14 protein-coding genes are annotated in these 16969 nt (G+C 54.9%); all 14 read right to left on the bottom strand.

Translation table 11 applies throughout. From position 1 onward, the window contains the following. Positions 1-40 precede the first annotated feature (40 nt). The 14 genes from ACNA0I_RS16575 to ACNA0I_RS16510 all read right to left on the bottom strand — a co-directional run bounded on the left by ACNA0I_RS16575 (position 41) and on the right by ACNA0I_RS16510 (position 16968). Positions 41-1150, bottom strand: a complete 1110-nt coding sequence (locus ACNA0I_RS16575; protein ID WP_415807096.1) for a PepSY-associated TM helix domain-containing protein — start codon at positions 1148-1150, stop codon at positions 41-43. Beyond that, the gene (locus ACNA0I_RS16570; RefSeq protein ID WP_415807095.1) at positions 1151-3364 is read right to left on the bottom strand and encodes a TonB-dependent receptor; all 2214 of its coding nucleotides are present in this window, start codon (positions 3362-3364) and stop codon (positions 1151-1153) included. A 250-nt stretch (positions 3365-3614) separates the two neighbouring features. Then, the gene (locus ACNA0I_RS16565; protein ID WP_415807186.1) at positions 3615-4889 is read right to left on the bottom strand and encodes an MFS transporter; all 1275 of its coding nucleotides are present in this window, start codon (positions 4887-4889) and stop codon (positions 3615-3617) included. A 69-nt stretch (positions 4890-4958) separates the two neighbouring features. Then, positions 4959-6203, bottom strand: coding sequence for a M20 family metallo-hydrolase (locus tag ACNA0I_RS16560; RefSeq protein ID WP_415807094.1), 1245 nt, complete (start codon positions 6201-6203; stop codon positions 4959-4961). After that, positions 6200-7081 (bottom strand): alpha/beta fold hydrolase, encoded by an 882-nt coding sequence (locus tag ACNA0I_RS16555; RefSeq protein WP_415807093.1) that lies wholly within the window; start codon positions 7079-7081, stop codon positions 6200-6202. The genes ACNA0I_RS16560 and ACNA0I_RS16555 overlap by 4 nt, the downstream gene beginning before the upstream one ends. Before the next feature lie 11 nt (positions 7082-7092). Continuing rightward, the gene (locus ACNA0I_RS16550; protein ID WP_415807092.1) at positions 7093-8226 is read right to left on the bottom strand and encodes a pyridoxal phosphate-dependent aminotransferase; all 1134 of its coding nucleotides are present in this window, start codon (positions 8224-8226) and stop codon (positions 7093-7095) included. A gap of 26 nt (positions 8227-8252) precedes the next feature. Then, the gene (locus tag ACNA0I_RS16545; RefSeq protein WP_415807091.1) at positions 8253-9035 is read right to left on the bottom strand and encodes an SDR family oxidoreductase; all 783 of its coding nucleotides are present in this window, start codon (positions 9033-9035) and stop codon (positions 8253-8255) included. A gap of 497 nt (positions 9036-9532) precedes the next feature. After that, positions 9533-10078, bottom strand: a complete 546-nt coding sequence (locus ACNA0I_RS16540; protein ID WP_415807090.1) for a hypothetical protein — start codon at positions 10076-10078, stop codon at positions 9533-9535. 16 nt (positions 10079-10094) lie between these two features. After that, a complete protein-coding gene (locus ACNA0I_RS16535; protein ID WP_415807089.1) occupies positions 10095-10472 on the bottom strand; it encodes a PAAR domain-containing protein in 378 nt (125 codons plus the stop codon). A gap of 17 nt (positions 10473-10489) precedes the next feature. After that, positions 10490-11533, bottom strand: coding sequence for a pentapeptide repeat-containing protein (locus ACNA0I_RS16530; protein WP_415807088.1), 1044 nt, complete (start codon positions 11531-11533; stop codon positions 10490-10492). Next, positions 11530-14169: a DUF2169 family type VI secretion system accessory protein gene (locus ACNA0I_RS16525; protein WP_415807087.1), complete on the bottom strand. Its 2640-nt coding sequence runs from the start codon at positions 14167-14169 to the stop codon at positions 11530-11532. Before ACNA0I_RS16525 ends, ACNA0I_RS16530 begins: the two co-directional genes overlap by 4 nt. Positions 14170-14237: 68 nt before the next feature. Continuing rightward, the gene (locus ACNA0I_RS16520; protein WP_415807086.1) at positions 14238-15239 is read right to left on the bottom strand and encodes a hypothetical protein; all 1002 of its coding nucleotides are present in this window, start codon (positions 15237-15239) and stop codon (positions 14238-14240) included. A gap of 107 nt (positions 15240-15346) precedes the next feature. Then, positions 15347-16126 (bottom strand): hypothetical protein, encoded by a 780-nt coding sequence (locus ACNA0I_RS16515; RefSeq protein WP_415807085.1) that lies wholly within the window; start codon positions 16124-16126, stop codon positions 15347-15349. Beyond that, a complete protein-coding gene (locus ACNA0I_RS16510) occupies positions 16126-16968 on the bottom strand; it encodes a hypothetical protein (protein ID WP_415807083.1) in 843 nt (280 codons plus the stop codon). Before ACNA0I_RS16510 ends, ACNA0I_RS16515 begins: the two co-directional genes overlap by 1 nt. Position 16969 lies beyond the last annotated feature (1 nt).

The following is a 16969-nucleotide window of genomic DNA, read 5'->3' as shown; positions in this document are numbered from 1 at the left end:
TAATTCAACGCTGGGGGGAGACACAATAGAGAGAATGATTTCACGACCGGACAATAACTGAGGCCTCCTTGCGGCGAGCGTACTTCCTGATCCACAGGTACACCCCGCTGCCCAGCACAATGATGGCCACAATATCGAGCAGCGCCCAGATGATCTTCAACGGCAGACCACCATAATCGCCGAAATGCAAGGGCTGTGATATGAACAGCGTTTTCACGTACCAGGGCATTTCCCGGGTGTCAGTCAGAACGGCAGTCTGGGCATCGACCAGCACCGGCCGCAATAGCTTGGACGTCAACGGCGTATTGCCTTTCATGAAAATGGTGTAGTGGTGCGGGCTCGCGAACACCGTGCCGGGAAAAGCCAGCAATGTGATTTTCATATCCGGGACCGCTCTACCCGCCGTGTCGAGCGCCGCCTGTGCGGAGCCGTTGGATTCCAGAGGCGGCTCATTCATGTAGGGTCCGACCATCTCGGTCAACTGATCGCGTTGCCACAGCGCGAGCACGATGGGATCCAGCGTATTGATGACGCCGGTCACTCCTACCACCGTCAACCAGACGACCGTAACGATGCCCAGCAGATTATGCAGATCGAGCCATTTGGTGCTGCTTTTCAGCCGCCGTACCGTGCCAAAGTCGAGCTTTCGCATGAAATGCTTGTACAGCACCACGCCCGACACGATGGCCACCACGAACATCAGCCCCATGAGTCCTAGAAACAACTGGCCCGGCAAGCCGGCGTACATATCCTTGTGCAATTGCAGCATGACATGCATGAACCCGCGGTCATTCGGCTGATCCAGCACCTGCGCCGTGCGCGAGTCCAGCGAGACCAGCCAGTACTCCTCCGGTGGCGCATCGATGCGGCTCGCCATGGATACCAAGGTCATATTGGGATGCTCGTCCTCGTCCCAGAACATGTACCGCACGACCTTGCCCGGCTGTGCCGCCAGTGCGCTCTCGACGATCCTGTCCATGCTGGCCTTGGGAGTTCCTTCAGGCATTTCCGGAGCCTCGGCCACGCCTGAAAGATGCTCGATTTCCTCGGTGAATACCAAGGGCAGCCCAGTCAGGCAAAGCATCAGCAAGAACAGAGTGCAGACGAGACTCGTCCACTTGTGGATAAAGATCCAGGAACTCAGGCGCATTTAGAAATCCATCGTGGCCGACAGCAAGACCGTACGGCCGGTACCCAGGTACAGGTAGCCGCCGGTGTCCAGGTTGCTCGTCGAACTCGAGGTCGCCCAGTACGACTCGTCGAACAGATTCTCGACGTTCAACCGCAACGTCAAGCCATTGCCAGCGATCTTGGTCCTGTACCGCGCGCCCACGTCTACGCGCGTCGCGGAAGGGATCTTGAGATCGTTGGCCTGATCGACATATTGCGAACCCGTGTAGACCATGCGCGCGTTCACGCCAAATCCGGGGGTCAGGACATTGTCCCAGTCGACGCCCAGCGACGCCTGCACACGCGGCACGCCAATCGCGTCATTGCCTTCGTAAACACCATCGGCCATTTTGTCCAGTTTTCCACGCATCAAGGTCAATCCCCCGAGCACGCGCACATCACGCACGACTTCGCCGAAAGCGTTGAACTCGATACCGCGGTTGATCTGCTTGCCGTTCTCGGACAGCGAGCCGTTCATGGTCGTTGCGCTGGGCCGCTTGATCTGAAACAGGCTGACCGTCGTCGCGAATGTGCCCCAGTCATACTTGGCGCCGATCTCCATTTGCTTGGTCTTCATCGGCGGCAAGGCCGTGGCTGTGGTCACGGTGGGTGGCAATGCCGATGCGCCCAAGGACAAGCCCTCAATGTAATTGGCGTAGAGCGACAGATTGGATACGGGTTTGACCAACAATCCCACCACCGGCGTTACCGCGAACTCCTTGTATTTCTCGCCAGAAGGCTCGTGAGTGAAAACATCGTAGGTCTGGTTTTCCACCGATTGCCGACGTGCGCCGACGGTCAGTTGAACGCTATCATCCAGAATGGATAGTGTGTCGGCCAACGCGTAGCTGGTGAGGGTAGCCCGCTGGTACGCACCGGTAGGATTACTGATGCCATCAGTGCTGGGAGTGCTGGCAGACGTCGGCGAATACAGATTGCTCAGGTACACGTCGCTCCAGGGAAACACAAAGCCTATATCCGCGCTGTCGTTCAGGCGCGAGAAACTGGCCGCAACCCTGTGCTTGACGGGGCCGGTTTCGAATTGACCGTTCACGCCGAATTCCATACTGGTGGTCGCAGGCTTCATGATCTGCCAGGCAGGCGAGGAGACGAAATCCCCCTGCTCGTTCAGCAAGGTGATATTGCCCGCAATGGCGTCCATCTTGTCGTAGCGGCGGCCGATAGCGCCATGCACCGAGAGATTGTCGTTGATGTCATACTCGACCCGTCCCGCCACCATCGTGTCCTCGACGATACTGCGGCCATATCCGGGATAGTTCAGATCCGTATCCGGTGCAGAGGGAATCGAGGTGAGGCCCGGAGAGATCGCAAATTGACGCACCACGTTGTCGATCTTCTGCTTTTGATTCAATACATCGAACGACGCCCGCAAGCGCTCGCCCCGATAATCCAGGCCCAGCGAGATCAAGTGGTCTCTCTCGCTCTGCTTGTCTATCGTCGTACTGCCATCGCTATACATGGCGTTGAGCCGGATACCCCATTCCTTGTTTTCGCCGAAACGCCGTCCCATATCCAGATGCGTGCCGACCTGCGAGTCGGACACATAATTGACGGTAACGCGTGTCAGAGGATCGTCATAGGCGCGTTTCGGGACGATATTGATGGCGCCAGCCACGTTGCCGCCCGGCGCCATGCCGCTCAGCAATGCGGAAGGCCCCTTCAACACCTCTACGCTCTCGGCGATTTCCAGCGGCACGCGCCAATATGGCGACAAACCGTACATACCGTTGAAGGCCACGTCCTGGCTGTTGAAATTCAGCCCCCGGATCGTGAACTGTTCCTGGATATTGGTGCGCGCAGAGCCCAAGCGGACAGAAGGATCATTTTCCACCAGGTCGGCAAGCGAGCGCGCCTGTTGTTGCTCGATCAACTCCGACGTATAGCTGATCTGGTTGAACGGCGTGTCCATGAAGCCGGTGCTGCCGAGCAGCCCGAGATCACTGCCGACATTGACTTGCCCGCCCGCAAACGGGGTGTTCGCCGGGTCCGAATCGATCGCGCCCGTCACGGTCACTGTAGGTAAAGTGGCGGCATCAGTCGTGGATTGCTGAGCGTAGGCCTGCGCCGAAAGCGACATAAGGACAAACGACGAATGGATTGCCACGGCAAGCGTGCAGAAACGCCTGGACTGACCAACATCTCGTCCATGCGCGTGATGGAAAAATGAATGCATGACGTTCTTATGCTTCCCGATACGAGAACAAAGACAGGCTGACTCAGCCAACGCCGGCATTTTATTGAATAAAAATAAGAATTGTTATTATTTTTACATAAATTATTTACGCCCGGGTGTTTTGCGCTGTCGCCGGTGGGGTGTGGAAGCCGGCCAGCCGCTGTTGCAGATAGCGCCGGGCTTCGTGTGGGAGGCCGGACAGGGATTTACCCGCAGGAAAAATCCCATCCTTTTTTTGTGTGCGCCTGATTCAGCGATTCACGAGCTTTGCCGGAATCATCAAAACCAACATCGCGCCGACCAATAGCACGGCCGCAGAGATGTACATTGCGATCGTGGAACTCTGGGTCAAATCGCGCAGCCATCCGATGAAATAGGGACTGACAAAGCCGGCCAATCCTGCGAATGCATTGATTGCCGCCACCCCTGCGGCAGCAGCGCTGCCCACCAGGAACGCGGAAGGTAATGCCCAGAATAATGGCCCCGGTGTGATAACCCCTGCCGCGGCCAACGACAGCCCGATCAACGCCATGGGCACGTGATTGCCGGACATCGCAACGATGAGATACCCCACTGCCCCCATGAGCATGGGAATAATGACGTGCCATCGACGCTCACCCGTGCGGTCGGAACTGCGTCCGAAACTCAACATGGCGACGATCGCCACCATATAAGGCACCGCCGAAAGCAAGCCGATATTCAAGACCCCAGTAACGCCCGAGGCCTTGATCAGCGTCGGCATCCAGAACGTCAACCCATACTGGCCCATGATGACGCAGAAATAAATCAACGACAGCAGCAGCATGCGGGGATCTTTAAAGATATGCGCCACGGACGACAGCACGTGTCCATGGAGATTGCTGGGCACCTCCAGATCCTTGGCAATATGGGCCTTTTCTGACGTTGTCAGCCACTTCGCTTTCTCGGGACTGCTATCCAGAACAAACAGCGTCGCGACTCCCAACACAATAGACGGCAGCGCCTCGAGAAAGAACATCCACTGCCATCCCGAGTACCCATGGGTTTGATGGAATGCCGAGATGATCCAACCAGAAATCGGCCCGCCCAGGATGCCTGCCACAGGGATCGCCACCATGAACAGCGCAATGATCTGTGAGCGGCGCTTCGGCGGATACCAAGACATCAGGTAGTAAATCACGCCGGGATAGAACCCCGCCTCGGCAGCACCGAGCAGAAACCGCAGGACGTAGTATTGCGTCGGCGTCGAGACCCACACAAAGGCCGCAGAAATCAGCCCCCAGGTGAGCATGATCCGCGCGATCCAGACTCGCGCACCGACTTTACGCAGGATCAGATTGCTAGGTACCTCGAACAGGAAATAGCCGATAAAGAATATTCCCGCTCCTAGCCCATAGACGGTTTCGCTGAAGCCCAGCTCGTCCAGCATCTGCAATTTTGCGAACCCAACATTCACTCTATCAATGTACGCCGCCACGTAGCAAAACATCAGAAATGGAATCAGCCGCCAAGTGATCTTGCGATACAAGCGCTTTTCCATATCCATCGGCAACGTAGCAGGTGACGAAAGCACAGCGTTATTCACGGTTTCCCCTCGCTTTATCAATTTGTTGGACTACGAACCCGCCAAACTCACCAACACCTCAGTCAACACTCTGGCCCCATCGGCCGCGTCTGACGCGGTGATCGATTCGGCCTCGTTATGGGTAATGCCCTCGTGACAAGGGATGAAAAGCATCGCCGATGGACAGATCGGATGCAGGTATCTCGCATCGTGCCCCGCCGCCGACAGGATCTCCATCCGAGAAATGTCCAGCGTGTCGGCCGCATCGCGGATGCGTTGCCGCATGGACTGCGGGAACTCCAGCGACATCGCGCTGGAGAGTTCTTCGACGCGGACCTTGCAGGGCGCCGCATGAGCTTCACAGATTCCTGCGATGGCATCGCCTAATGCAGTGAGCACCGCCGAGTCCGGATGACGCAGATCGATAGAAAAGCGCACGCTGCTGGGGACCACCGACGGCGCATTCGGTGTCACGTTGAGCCGCCCTATCGTGAACTTCACGATGTCCTGCTCGTCATGCATACGCGCGGTCAGCGCCTGGATCATGCGCACCGCCGCCAGCAGCGCATCCTTGCGTTCGCTGCGCAATGACGTTCCCGCATGAGACGCTTCGCCATCGATGCTCACGACAAAAGTGCGCTTGCCCTGAATCCCGCTGACTACACCGATGGTTTTTTGCAGCCGTTCCAGCAGGGGGCCCTGCTCGATGTGCGCCTCCACATACGCGTGGACCGGGCCTCCAACGTCTCGCTGCGGGATATCAGCCAAGGCTTGCTTTGCATGGCTCAGCGCCTGGCCCACGGACACGCCCTGTTGATCTCGGACGGCCTCGATGTCAGCCAGGCTGCGCGCCCCCGCAAACACCGCTGCCCCCATCATCCCGGGCGCAAAGCGCGACCCTTCTTCGTTCATCCAGGCCACCACATCGATCGGCCGCTGCGGGTGAAGACCCGACTCGACAATCGACTGACACGCCTCCAACGCCGACAACACACCATATGCACCGTCGTATTTGCCGCCCGTAGGTTGGCTATCCAGATGTGAGCCGGAGATGACAGGCGTCGCCAACGCATCCCTGCCAGCCAAGCGCAGAAAAATATTTCCCGCTTCGTCACGCGAAGGCTGCAGGCCGAAGGATTTTCCCCATTCGATCAGCTGGCGGCATGCGGCGATGTCCTCTTGCGACAAGGCTTGCCGGTTGACGCCACCTGCCGCGGTAGCGCCAATGCGTGCCAGCGATTCGTGGCGATCCCACAAACGCTGTTGCGATACATAGGAAGATGCCCGCTTGCTCATGATGTTTTCATGATTTCCGACGGCATCGCACGGGGATCACGAGGCAGCCAGCGGTTCTGCGATACCGTGGCCAGAAACTCGGCGACCAGCTGATTGAACAACGCGGGCTCTTCGATATTCAGCGTGTGGCCGGCTTTGGGCAGCACTGCCAGACCCGATGCAGGAATCGTCTTTTTGAGAAAGATGCCAGGTTGCAAGCAATGATCGTCTTCGTCTCCTACCACGATCAATGTGGGCACCGACATGGCTTTCAGCTCATCCTCCAGATCATATAAAGAAGGCCTGCGCGCCTGGACCCCTCGCATCGTCATTGCCGAACCGGTCGCGGAATGTTGCGACAGCTGCTCGGAAAACTCTGCCCACCCGCGTGGATCCTTGAGCAGATAGGCAATGCGCGACGCCGCCATCGCGTAGGTTTTGGAGAACTCCTTCGATCCTTGTTTTTCGAACTGAGCGGCGACCTCAAGCGACACATTGCGGAAGTATTCCTCGTGCTCTTTTTCCGCGCCATAACCTGCACCGGCCACCACCAGTGACAATGCACGCTCGGGAGCGATGAGGCCCAGATGAACCGTGGCAAAGCCGCCCATCGACAGTCCCACCACGTGGGCTTTGGGGATCTGCAACGCATCGAGCACATCGACAATATCCAACGCTGCGCGGCGTTGCGAATACAGTTCCAGATCCTCGGGCACGTCGGACGGCGGATAGCCACGGGCATTGAATGCAATGCACCGATGACGCCGCGAAAAATAGCGCATCTGCGGTTCCCAGCTGCGCATATCGCCACCGAACTCATGGACGAAAATAATCGGCTCGCCCTCGCCTGCCTCTTCGTAATAGAGCTGGATATTGTCAGTAGTCGTGATGGTCGGCATGTGCGCTCCGCTCAGAACAGGTTTTCAGGGACGTCGATGGTGCGAGCCAAGGCCACCATCTCAGGCAGCAACTCGCAAAAGCGATCTGCCCAGGCCTCTGGCACCGTCAAGCTCACCTTGACGAAACGGTGGCCGAAGCGCTTGGTGTGATAAGCCCCCTGGCGGATCATGACGCCGCGCGTCTGGTACGCAGCAACGAGCGCTTCGGGCTTGATGCCTGCGTCTATCGTTTCGATCACCAGCAGGTTTGCGTGCGACGGATACACAGGCAACGTGAATCCAGGAATCGCCGACACCGCACGGGCGACGACCTCCTGATTGCGGCGCTGACGCCGCCAGATCTCGGGAAACCATTGCGCTTTGGTCTTCAATCCTGCGATGGCTGCGCGCTGCGAAAGCACATTGCTGCCGAGATTGTTGGGAGGCGCCGATGCGAAACGCTCTACCAGATCTTCATGCGCCAGCACCGCGCCCAGGCGCATTCCCGCCAAACCCAACCATTTGGAAAAGCTGTAAATCTGGATGGATTTTTCTGGATAGAAACGGAATGCGGGTGTGAAATGCTCGGCAAAACTGCTGTACGTCGCATCGTGAATCAAGTACGCGCCCACCGATCGCGCAATCTCGGTAAAAGCCTTGATTTCGTCCTCGGTGTGGCAGGTGCCCAGAGGATTATTCGGATCAACCAGATAGATGACCCGAGTCTTTTCCGTGACAGCCGCGCGCAACTGCTCGACCGTCAGTTTGTAGTGCTGCTCTGCGTTGTAGATAGGCAGCTCGATCACATTCGCGCCGGCCTTCTTGGCGAAATGGATCGGCCACGCCCAACTAGGATCCGTCGTGACGAAATCCGTCCCGGGTTCGCAGATATTGCTGCAGACGTTATAGAGTGCTTCGACGGCGCCGTCAGTCACCAGCACTGAAGCGTCCGGGACGCCCATGTCTTCGCGGATGAGCTGGCGCAGTTCCTCGAAACCGGCCGGCGGCGCATAGGCATGGTATTCACCACTGTCGAGCGCCTGAATCACGGCCTCGCGGACGGAATCATGAGGCGCATAGTGGTTGGTGTTCTGCCCCAACCACATCAATCCAGGGGTATTGCACAGCTTGTCAAAATATTGATTGCGGACTTGGAAATTTTTCATGGCGTTCTATAGAGGATGAGCTGTCGTCACACCACGGCGCGACGCGAAGCGATGCCGCCGTCGACCGTGAACACAGTTCCCGACGTGTAGCCGGAACGGAAAGAGGCCAGGAACAGGAATAGATCCGTGATTTCGTGCACCTTGGCGGGCCGCCCGAGCGGATAGCGTTCCAGCAGCTCTTCGTAGCGATCTGCGTCGCCGAGCCGGTTTTCCGCGAATTTTTTGAGCATGTTGTAGATACGGCTCGTATCGACAGGACCGGGGTTGACGCCGATGACGCGGATGTTGTCATCCAGGCTGGTGCCGCCCAGGGCACGCGTGAGCGCCATCAGCGATGCATTACCGGCCGCGCCCTCGATGTAGTTCGGGTCGCAGACCTCGCCGCCATTGCCGATATTGTTGAGAATGACGCCGCCACCGCGTTGCTTCATCCGGGGATAAACAAGGCGGATCATGTCGGCGTAGCCAAAGCCTTTCAGCGCCCAGCCGTCGCGCCATTTCTTGCCGTCGATGTCGAACAACGTCCCGCTGGGAATCACGCCCGCGTTATTGATCAGGACATCGACATCGCCCGCCTCGGCCACGATTTGCTCGCAGGCGCCCGGTGCCGTCATATCTACAGCGGTCACGGTGACGTTGACCTGGTTACGCTCCTCGATGTCCCGGCGCAATTGGTCCAGCTTGTCGGCCGAACGCGCCGTCAGGTGCAAGTCGCATCCTTCTTCGGCAAACGCGAATGCCAGCCCTTCCCCTATCCCTTGCGAGGCCCCGGTGATCAGAATTTTCTTTCCCGCCAGCTGCAAATCCATGTTGTCTGATTTCCTTTCTTAAGCACGTATATGCCACATACGTATGCATAATATGGAAGTCTTGTATACATAAAAAGCTGGGGTTACTACTTACAAGGAACAAACACGAATGAAAGCTGGGCAAATTTGAGCAAATTTTGGGCAGACCCTGGCTATATTTATAGCCAATCATTCGTTTTTTATGTTGTATTTATATGGATGTCTTGTGTATACAAGAAAACCGACCAATCACATGAACATGCAGCCATGGCTGTGCCAGCCAAGTTGGCACGTCCTCACAGCTCTGGATAAAGCGAATACCTGCAGGCACAAAAAAGGAAAGCCGTCCAAGAGGAAGACTTCCCTTTTTGCCGAAGCTATCGTTCAAGGAGACCTATCATCACAACCCATTGAATCGGGTAGCAGCGTGGTTGATGAGGCAGTAAGCGGAGTCACATATCCAAGCGCCGTCCAACTCGGATTTCAGTGCGTTGAAATCCGGACTCGATATCGATCAGCTAATTGGCCAACGCGATTAATGGCCGAAAAATGGGAAATGATTTGTTGGCAAGCCAAGGTACCGACTCGGGACTCATAACAATTGTCAGCCCGATCTTCGGCGTATAGTTGACTGGCACCGTATTACCAGGAACCAATAACGATTTTGCTCTCGGATGAAAGGGCTGAACGACAGAGGTGACAAACATGCCCCACTCCTGGCCACCAGTGTCGACTCGTAGACGCAGGCGATATATATCATCAAAACCGTCGCCCGGTGAGGGCGAAGAGTACACAGACTCTATTTTTTTTGCTTCCAATATGGTCGCGATTGCGTGTCGCCCATGACGAAGGACATCAATGATCAGTCTGGCCTTGATTTTCCATCGTAAAAAAAAACCGATCGCCAGGGATACTATCAAGGGGACAAATGCCTCATTAAGCTGATAGCTGTTGAAGAGGATATCCATACCTAGCATCGACGAGACATACATGCCGACAAATACGACCGCGCTGATTACCAGCAGCAAGCAGCATAGGGAAACAATCTTGTAGTAGGTGAACACTACGCCCTCAGCCCCGTCAAGCTGACAAAATCAAGACTTTCTTCTGGTCCATTTTCAGGTAGATGCCTATGCAGTTCCATAGGTTTTGCAATGTTATTCCCAACCATCGAATGACAAACCCGCCGCAGGCAACGACGGTGGTTGCGAACAACGCGACAACCGCACCCATCATGTATATCGTGCCAGTCAACAGTCCCATCAAATTGTTAGGCATCTCAATGGTGATCGGTGCGATCGAATAGACGTTCTGAGCTAGCTTTCCGTCTAAAAAGATGTTGGTCGTAGGGATCTTCATAAAGCTGAACATCTCGTTCTTCGAGATCGTAGGGAAAGGAGCCATATACGGCCCAATCGCCAACGCTCGTCCTGTTCCTGCGCATCCCCAAAAAGGCATGATAATCTCCCAAGAAATTAAGCGGACCATAACTCGGCGTCGAACAACTCCTTATCCATTTCGACAGCACCAGGGCGCGTCTTGATGGTGTCGGAATCGGTGATTGCCCGATGAAATTTTGTTTTATTCAAGGTCACATCGTCAAAGTTACACTGACTCAAGCGCGCATACGAAAAGTCGGAGAACTGAAAATCGGCTCCGTAAAAATCGCAATTGATCAACACTGCTCTACCAAAGCTGCTCATATCCATTTTTGCCAGACCAAATCGGCACGAGGTAATGAGCGATTCGTTCCATAACGATTGCGTCGTCATTGCGCCCGTAAAGGTGGAATCTTCAATCGTACTACTGACGAACACCGCGTTGCGGATATCCGCGTTGGCAAACACCGATCGCGTAATTTTTGCCGAAGTGAAATTACACATCACCAATCGGCAATCTGAGAAATCGGATTGAGTCATGATAGCCTCGTTAAACTGGCAACCAGACAAATCCTGGGACGCAAAGATTTTCCCGGATAAATCGCACCCCGAAAACATTGCGTCATTCAGCACCGCCGCATCGAATATCACATCTCTCAAATCGAGCTGGTGAAAGCTCGCCTTGACAAGCGACGCCTCGGAGAAATCTGCTCCGGTCAGCGTTCCACCCATGAAGTCGGTGCCACTCAAATTTTGCCGATGGAAAGTCACCTGTGTTAGATCGGAATCCATTACATCGACATTGGACCATTGGCAGTCTTGAAAAGCCGCACGGGTGAGGTTGGACCCGCTGATGCAGCCGTCATTCAAGCTACAGCCGGCGAAGCCGGCAGCAGTCATGTCACATGAGGAAAACTGCGAACCGGAAAAATCCGTGTCAACCGCGTTCGCCTCTCTAAAAGAGCACTCAACGAAGTAGCACCCCTTGAAGTTGCACGAAGACAGCACTACTTTGGCAAAATTGACTCTGATAAAAGTAAGCCCCGTCAGGGCTTCCCCAGTCAATGCTGCACCGGATAAATCTATTCTCTCCAATGGCGTTAATCCATCAGCTTGGCGAAGAATCTCGGCTTTGCTCATCGTTCAGCTCCAGGCAGCCGTGACGCCTCAGCTCTAAAAGGGGCCACCTTGGTGCGTTTGATATTTGCGCCTACTATCAACGTAGACTGGTCCAGCATGACTTCCGACATGTCGGCCTGAAATAGATTACAAGCGGATAGATTCGAACCCACGAAACTCGCTTTGGAAAAATTGCCGTGCATCAAATTGGCACCGGACAAATCTGACCTGTCAAAATTAGCCCGGGTGAAGTTGGACTGCGGTGTCAGCACTTTGCGGAGATTGCACTGCTGGAGACTGGAAAGCGAAAAATTGCACTGCTCAAACACGGACCCTTCAAAACTGGACCGTCCAAAATCCAGATTGCTGAAAAGGCTGCGTTTAAAGATGCTGTTTGTGAAAACAGCGCCTGAAATTTTGACATCGTCGGTCAAGATATTCTGTATGAAAACCGAGTCGATGATCTGAAAGTCACTCAGCTCAAGGTTCGTGAACATTGAGCCAATGACAGTGGAGTCAGCGATGACGACGCCCTCAACGCACGACTCGACAAAGTTGATTTTGTCCAGCTGCGCGTTGTCAAAGCGACACGATGCTATGTGGCTTTGGCCAAAAGTGACGTTATCGAGTTTTGCCTTGGGAAAAGAGCAATGGCTCAATTCGGCCTTGTCGATAGAAAAGCCGATTAAAACACTGCTCTCAAACGTGCAGCTCCTGAAGACTGTTCCTTTCTCGCATACTAAATCGTCTAAACGCGCAGCGGTAAACGAGGCTTGCTCGAATGTCGCTTCACTGATGTTGGTGCCGTTAAAGCTTGCGCCGTTCAGATTGGTTCGAACAAAAACACCACGAGCCAGCACGGTTTCGGTAAAGGTAGCGTCAGCCAGATTCGTATTCGAAAAATCAACTTTCTCAAGCCAGCTCCCAGAGAAATCAGCCCCAGCCAGATCCATGCCGGAGAGGTTCGCCCCGGTCAGATTCATGTTTCTCAAGTCTTTATTGAGCCGGTGTTTCCAGAGCACTCTTTCGCGCAGCTTGGCTGCCTGTTGTGGACCCGCGCTATCCACGCTCTGCTGATAATGAGCCGTGTACAAGTACGTGTTGTGCAAAGACGCTTTAGTAAGCTGATACATTTCCTTGGCTGGCGACGTATCGCCCGAAGCGCCAACCAAAGCTCTACGCACTCCTCGCCGTGTATCGAGTTTCTTAAACGGCTTGATCAGAGGAGCCACGTCCGGAGGGCCGCTGATGGGAATGGATACCTCTCCTTCCCGAGGATTTTGCAAACTGTTCTTTAGCGTTCGGATCAACTCTTTCTGCCATGCATCCGAGTCAAGCTCGGCTCGACGCTCGATCTCGTTGAGGCGCTTGCCTACAGCTTTCTGTTGTTCGCCGATCAATTTCTCATGCAGACTTTGGTTGCGCGCGGCAAGCTCGGGGAGATCGCTCAAGGCCAGCGGTTTGATCGGACCAACCAACTGTTTATCAGCGTACGCGTCGCTATGGCGGCCAAGACGATCACCCAGCCTGGACAGCATGGGATGTTGGTCTAGCGAGTCATTTTCGAACCAAGGCGCAAGCATGTCACCTGGCATGAGTTCTTCGTCTCGCAACGCGTGAAAGGCCGCCTCCTGAATATTGCTCCGGGCATTGAAGACATCGATGTAATGCTTCAGCGGCCGAGGCTCATTAATGCGCTCCAACGCCGACATGACGGCGCTCACGTCGAAAGCGTCATCCTCTTCAATGGGAATGTGTCCATGGAATAACGCAACGTAGCGACATTGATGTGGAATAAACCAGACCGTTGTCGCTCGCATCGGAATCTCATCGAGGCAGTCAGTATCACTACCTCTGCGACGGATGAAACTGCGTGCCTTCAAGCCGGGCAAAGCTCCCGACCAGCAATGATATTCGGGATGCATGTTCCATAATTCGAACGGCTCATCCATGGACAAAGACGATCGCTCCTGCCAGATCTGATCATCAGCGGCGGAGTTGAATAATGTGGGGTCCATATCGTCGAAAAAACCGGTTCCGACCTGAGTGGCCCATTCTTCATCGTAGGACCCCATCTTACTGAAACGATGCAACCAATCAATGCGGATCTGGCCGAAGTTGAATGGACCGACGTGCTGACCACGAGAGCGAATACGCTCTGCGGGGGACTCCAGATTTGGCAGCCATACAGCACGAACGCCGTCTATCTCACGTTCGATCATCCCCGTGCCCAGGGGGTTGTACGGATACTCCGGTCCGCCAAACGAATGGCTCCAATTCAACGGCATGGATTCGAAAGGCTGCGGCGACGATATGCGGCCGTCTATCCAGTGACGGTCGCCAAATACCAGTCCTTCTTTTTTCTTATCGCCCACTCGCACACTCACCATGCATTTGGTTTTATCCTCTTGATGGTTTGTATAGGCGTAGCCGCTGACCAGAAATTCCGGATTGGGTTTTGGCATAGCGAAGTCCAGCACCTCATCCGAGTCCAGAGCGGGCAAGACTTCATGCAGCAACGTATGTTCAGGGAGTAACGATACGGAGCCCGCCTCGTCCTTGATCAGTACAGCGACGGTAACGGCGAGATATTTTCCGTTGCGCCATCGATACGGCCTCGGCATGATCATCAAACGTAAGGGCTTAATGATCTTCATCGTGATGAGCCTGAATGCCACTGCGGCGGCGATAAGCGTCCAACAGGCACCTTAGTCAACCCTACACCTCACTCAGAATGATTCGAAACATCTACCGCAGACGCCGCCACAGCACCGCCCGAAACCAATAACGCGGCGGCCAGCCATTTGCCCGCTTTCTTTGCGGTTTGTACAGCCTCCATTGCACTAACTGCCTCATCGGATACGGTGCTGCTTAACGAATCGTAAACTACATATTTACCGATACAGATATCGAGCAATTGCTTGCTGACCTCTCTGGTTTCAGCGCCCTTGGCTTTTCCCGTCGCGGACACGGCAACCAACGTCGCATAAAAGTCACCCGCCATGGGAATCGCAAGTCGATAAGGCGTGCCCTGCATGCTGGTCACATAAGCAGTGTTTAGCGTCGCCGCCGCACCGACGCTTAAACCTGTCAGTGATATAGGTTGGGGCGAGAACATTTGATAGCCACCCCAGTGAAAACCCATAGATAAATTACCCGAACTGACGTCGTGGTCGGCGGTCGCCTTGTAGTTATGGCAGTTGATGGCGTACGACTCGATTGCGGTCTGCACCAGACTTTGATCGATATCCCAAACCGTTTCGTTCGTGACGGTTTTTTCTTCGCGTCCCCGATTGGTCTCGATCACGAGGCCACTGACCCGCGCTGTGAGACGGCCGAATATCTCGAAGCCCTCGGGAAAACCCATATGACGTGCCACGGCGACCATGGCGCCGGCCTGGGCGGCGGCCGACGGAGACATACCCTGATCGAGATATTTTTGGGTCCGCACCTCTGCATCCTGGCTACTGGCCCCCGTCATGGCTGCCTTTTGACCAGCGACTTGAACCGCATGCTGTCTGAGGTCATCCCCTTTCAGAGTCTGTCCTGCCTCAGTCACCGCCTCTCTCGCCTGCTCCCCCGCTACGCGCGGGTCCGCGACAGCACGTCCCACCGCCTCTCGAACAAAGGGGTTCAGGTCATCCCCCGTCATGCCGGGCTTCAGTCGACCTCTAATCCTCTGAATAACGTCTACCTGAGCGGATGGGTTTACGCCATAACGATCCATGATCGGCGCGATTTGCGACCCTATTTGGGTCGGATCCGGAGTCAACTCCAATGCCTCGATCGCACTCATCGCGCTCGCCGCCTCTGGATTTGTGGCGAGATCGAACGTCACTTGATACTCCAGAACGGGGCATTCACTTTAACGGTTTGGGCAACAGCCACATTAATTAAGGTTGCCTCGACCAAGCTTTTGGCTCTGGTTTTACTAAAACCGATACCTTCGGCTTCTATCACCGTAGATTGCGTGCGAAACGCCGCAAGCATTCCAGTTGCAACAGAGAATGCCAAATTTGTCCCTCCCCACTTTGTGACCGCCAAGTATGCCGTTGCGGACATGCCTGTCGTGGACTCATAGCTACCCGGATACTCACCTATGGCGGTACCCCAATGCGAACGCCCCCAATCTAACGTGGAGGCTGTGGTGATCGTCTCGCAATTGATCTCCACATCATGTGTGCCGACCTCATAGGTGATCTTGCCAAAGTGATTATGAATAGCGCTATTCAGAACATGCAGATGCTCTGTGCTATTAAAGTGATAGACCGATTTGTCCTTTACTTCCTTGATTACCTTACCCTCGACGGCAAACTCGCCGGCGGAGGGAGCCGCGGGACTCAGCACCGAAGAGGCCGCAGCGGACGCGGCAGTCCTAGGGCTGACGCCCAAACTCATGTACTCCTGAATACGAGCCTCGGTATCCCCTCGCAATTTGGAATCGGTTATCCCTGCACGCTCAAACGCTTGCTGCGTTTGGGCGATCGCGATGGTTTGCTGATCGGCAGGACTAAGTGCTGCGGTACCTCCTTGCTCCGTCAGCTCTCTATCGATATTTTTTCTCAGGCTAGAAAGCAACTCAGCCAGATCGGTAGCAGTGAAATCCGGAGGCATTACAGTATGATCCTTATCCCAACACGATGGGTGCGCTTTGATGAGGCGAAGTCCACACTCACCGATTCCTTAAAGGCCACGTTCACCCCCTTGACCCCAACACGTAACGTGGCCCGGTTATGGTGCATTCCAACCAACGCCAACCGAAACACAACAGCACTATTGGAAATCCCGCTTGGCTCAAAATTCACTGCCGTCAAGGCAGTGGTACTGATGGGAGTGGACTGCGTCGAATACAGTCCAAATCCGACATTGAAAATCCGTTTCGCGACTTTGGAGACGGTGACCTTATTACGCTCCTCATTACTGGTTTTGATGATCAAACTGGGAGCAGTTAGCCGCACGTGCTTAGCGTTGATTGTGACGTTAGCGTTATGCGTGTAGGTTGTTATGTCCAGGTTATTTTTCAGGTGTGAACTCTGGAACGTCAGGTCAACTTTGTCATAGACCGTGGCGTTGAGATTACCCTGCACGTGAAACCCCGGAGCGATCAGGCTGGGATTACTCAGCGCACTAATGGCTGCCACTTCAGCCTGAGCGGCCAACTCAGGATCAACGGGCGCCTCCATGTTCTTGCTGTCTTCGCGAGGTTTTTCCCCTGAGACGAGGAAGTCCGTCACGTTTTCCGCGCCATCCATCAGTCCACCGAGGCTTCCAAAGTTTCCCTCAGACTGTTTGGACAGCTTATCCGTCATGTTGCTTAACACGTCCTGCTGTTGCTGCGAAACGTCCGTCACGCCGTGCGCTTGCATCAGCTGATTGATGTCAGCCTGGCTTGGATAATCACCCGTATTGCCTTGGTAGCCCTTTAACTCTTCGGTCAGTTCGTCTAGGCTTGCCATT

The organism is Bordetella muralis, assembly GCF_965139205.1.
GTDB classification, from domain to species: domain Bacteria; phylum Pseudomonadota; class Gammaproteobacteria; order Burkholderiales; family Burkholderiaceae_B; genus Bordetella_A; species Bordetella_A muralis.
Note: the sequence above shows the minus strand (reverse complement) of the source record. Positions and strands in the feature narration are given on the sequence as shown.

What these genes read in the sequence shown, in the direction of transcription:
- ACNA0I_RS16560 (WP_415807094.1), bottom strand. Translation starts at nt 6,203, where the DNA reads ATGAGCAAGCGGGCATCTTCCTATGTATCGCAACAGCGTTTGTGGGAT.
- ACNA0I_RS16510 (WP_415807083.1), bottom strand. Translation starts at nt 16,968, where the DNA reads ATGGCAAGCCTAGACGAACTGACCGAAGAGTTAAAGGGCTACCAAGGC.
- ACNA0I_RS16535 (WP_415807089.1), bottom strand. Translation starts at nt 10,472, where the DNA reads ATGCCTTTTTGGGGATGCGCAGGAACAGGACGAGCGTTGGCGATTGGG.
- ACNA0I_RS16555 (WP_415807093.1), bottom strand. Translation starts at nt 7,081, where the DNA reads ATGCCGACCATCACGACTACTGACAATATCCAGCTCTATTACGAAGAG.
- ACNA0I_RS16530 (WP_415807088.1), bottom strand. Translation starts at nt 11,533, where the DNA reads ATGAGCAAAGCCGAGATTCTTCGCCAAGCTGATGGATTAACGCCATTG.
- ACNA0I_RS16550 (WP_415807092.1), bottom strand. Translation starts at nt 8,226, where the DNA reads ATGAAAAATTTCCAAGTCCGCAATCAATATTTTGACAAGCTGTGCAAT.
- ACNA0I_RS16570 (WP_415807095.1), bottom strand. Translation starts at nt 3,364, where the DNA reads ATGCATTCATTTTTCCATCACGCGCATGGACGAGATGTTGGTCAGTCC.
- ACNA0I_RS16565 (WP_415807186.1), bottom strand. Translation starts at nt 4,889, where the DNA reads ATGGATATGGAAAAGCGCTTGTATCGCAAGATCACTTGGCGGCTGATT.
- ACNA0I_RS16545 (WP_415807091.1), bottom strand. Translation starts at nt 9,035, where the DNA reads ATGGATTTGCAGCTGGCGGGAAAGAAAATTCTGATCACCGGGGCCTCG.
- ACNA0I_RS16575 (WP_415807096.1), bottom strand. Translation starts at nt 1,150, where the DNA reads ATGCGCCTGAGTTCCTGGATCTTTATCCACAAGTGGACGAGTCTCGTC.
- ACNA0I_RS16515 (WP_415807085.1), bottom strand. Translation starts at nt 16,126, where the DNA reads ATGCCTCCGGATTTCACTGCTACCGATCTGGCTGAGTTGCTTTCTAGC.
- ACNA0I_RS16525 (WP_415807087.1), bottom strand. Translation starts at nt 14,169, where the DNA reads ATGAAGATCATTAAGCCCTTACGTTTGATGATCATGCCGAGGCCGTAT.
- ACNA0I_RS16520 (WP_415807086.1), bottom strand. Translation starts at nt 15,239, where the DNA reads ATGGATCGTTATGGCGTAAACCCATCCGCTCAGGTAGACGTTATTCAG.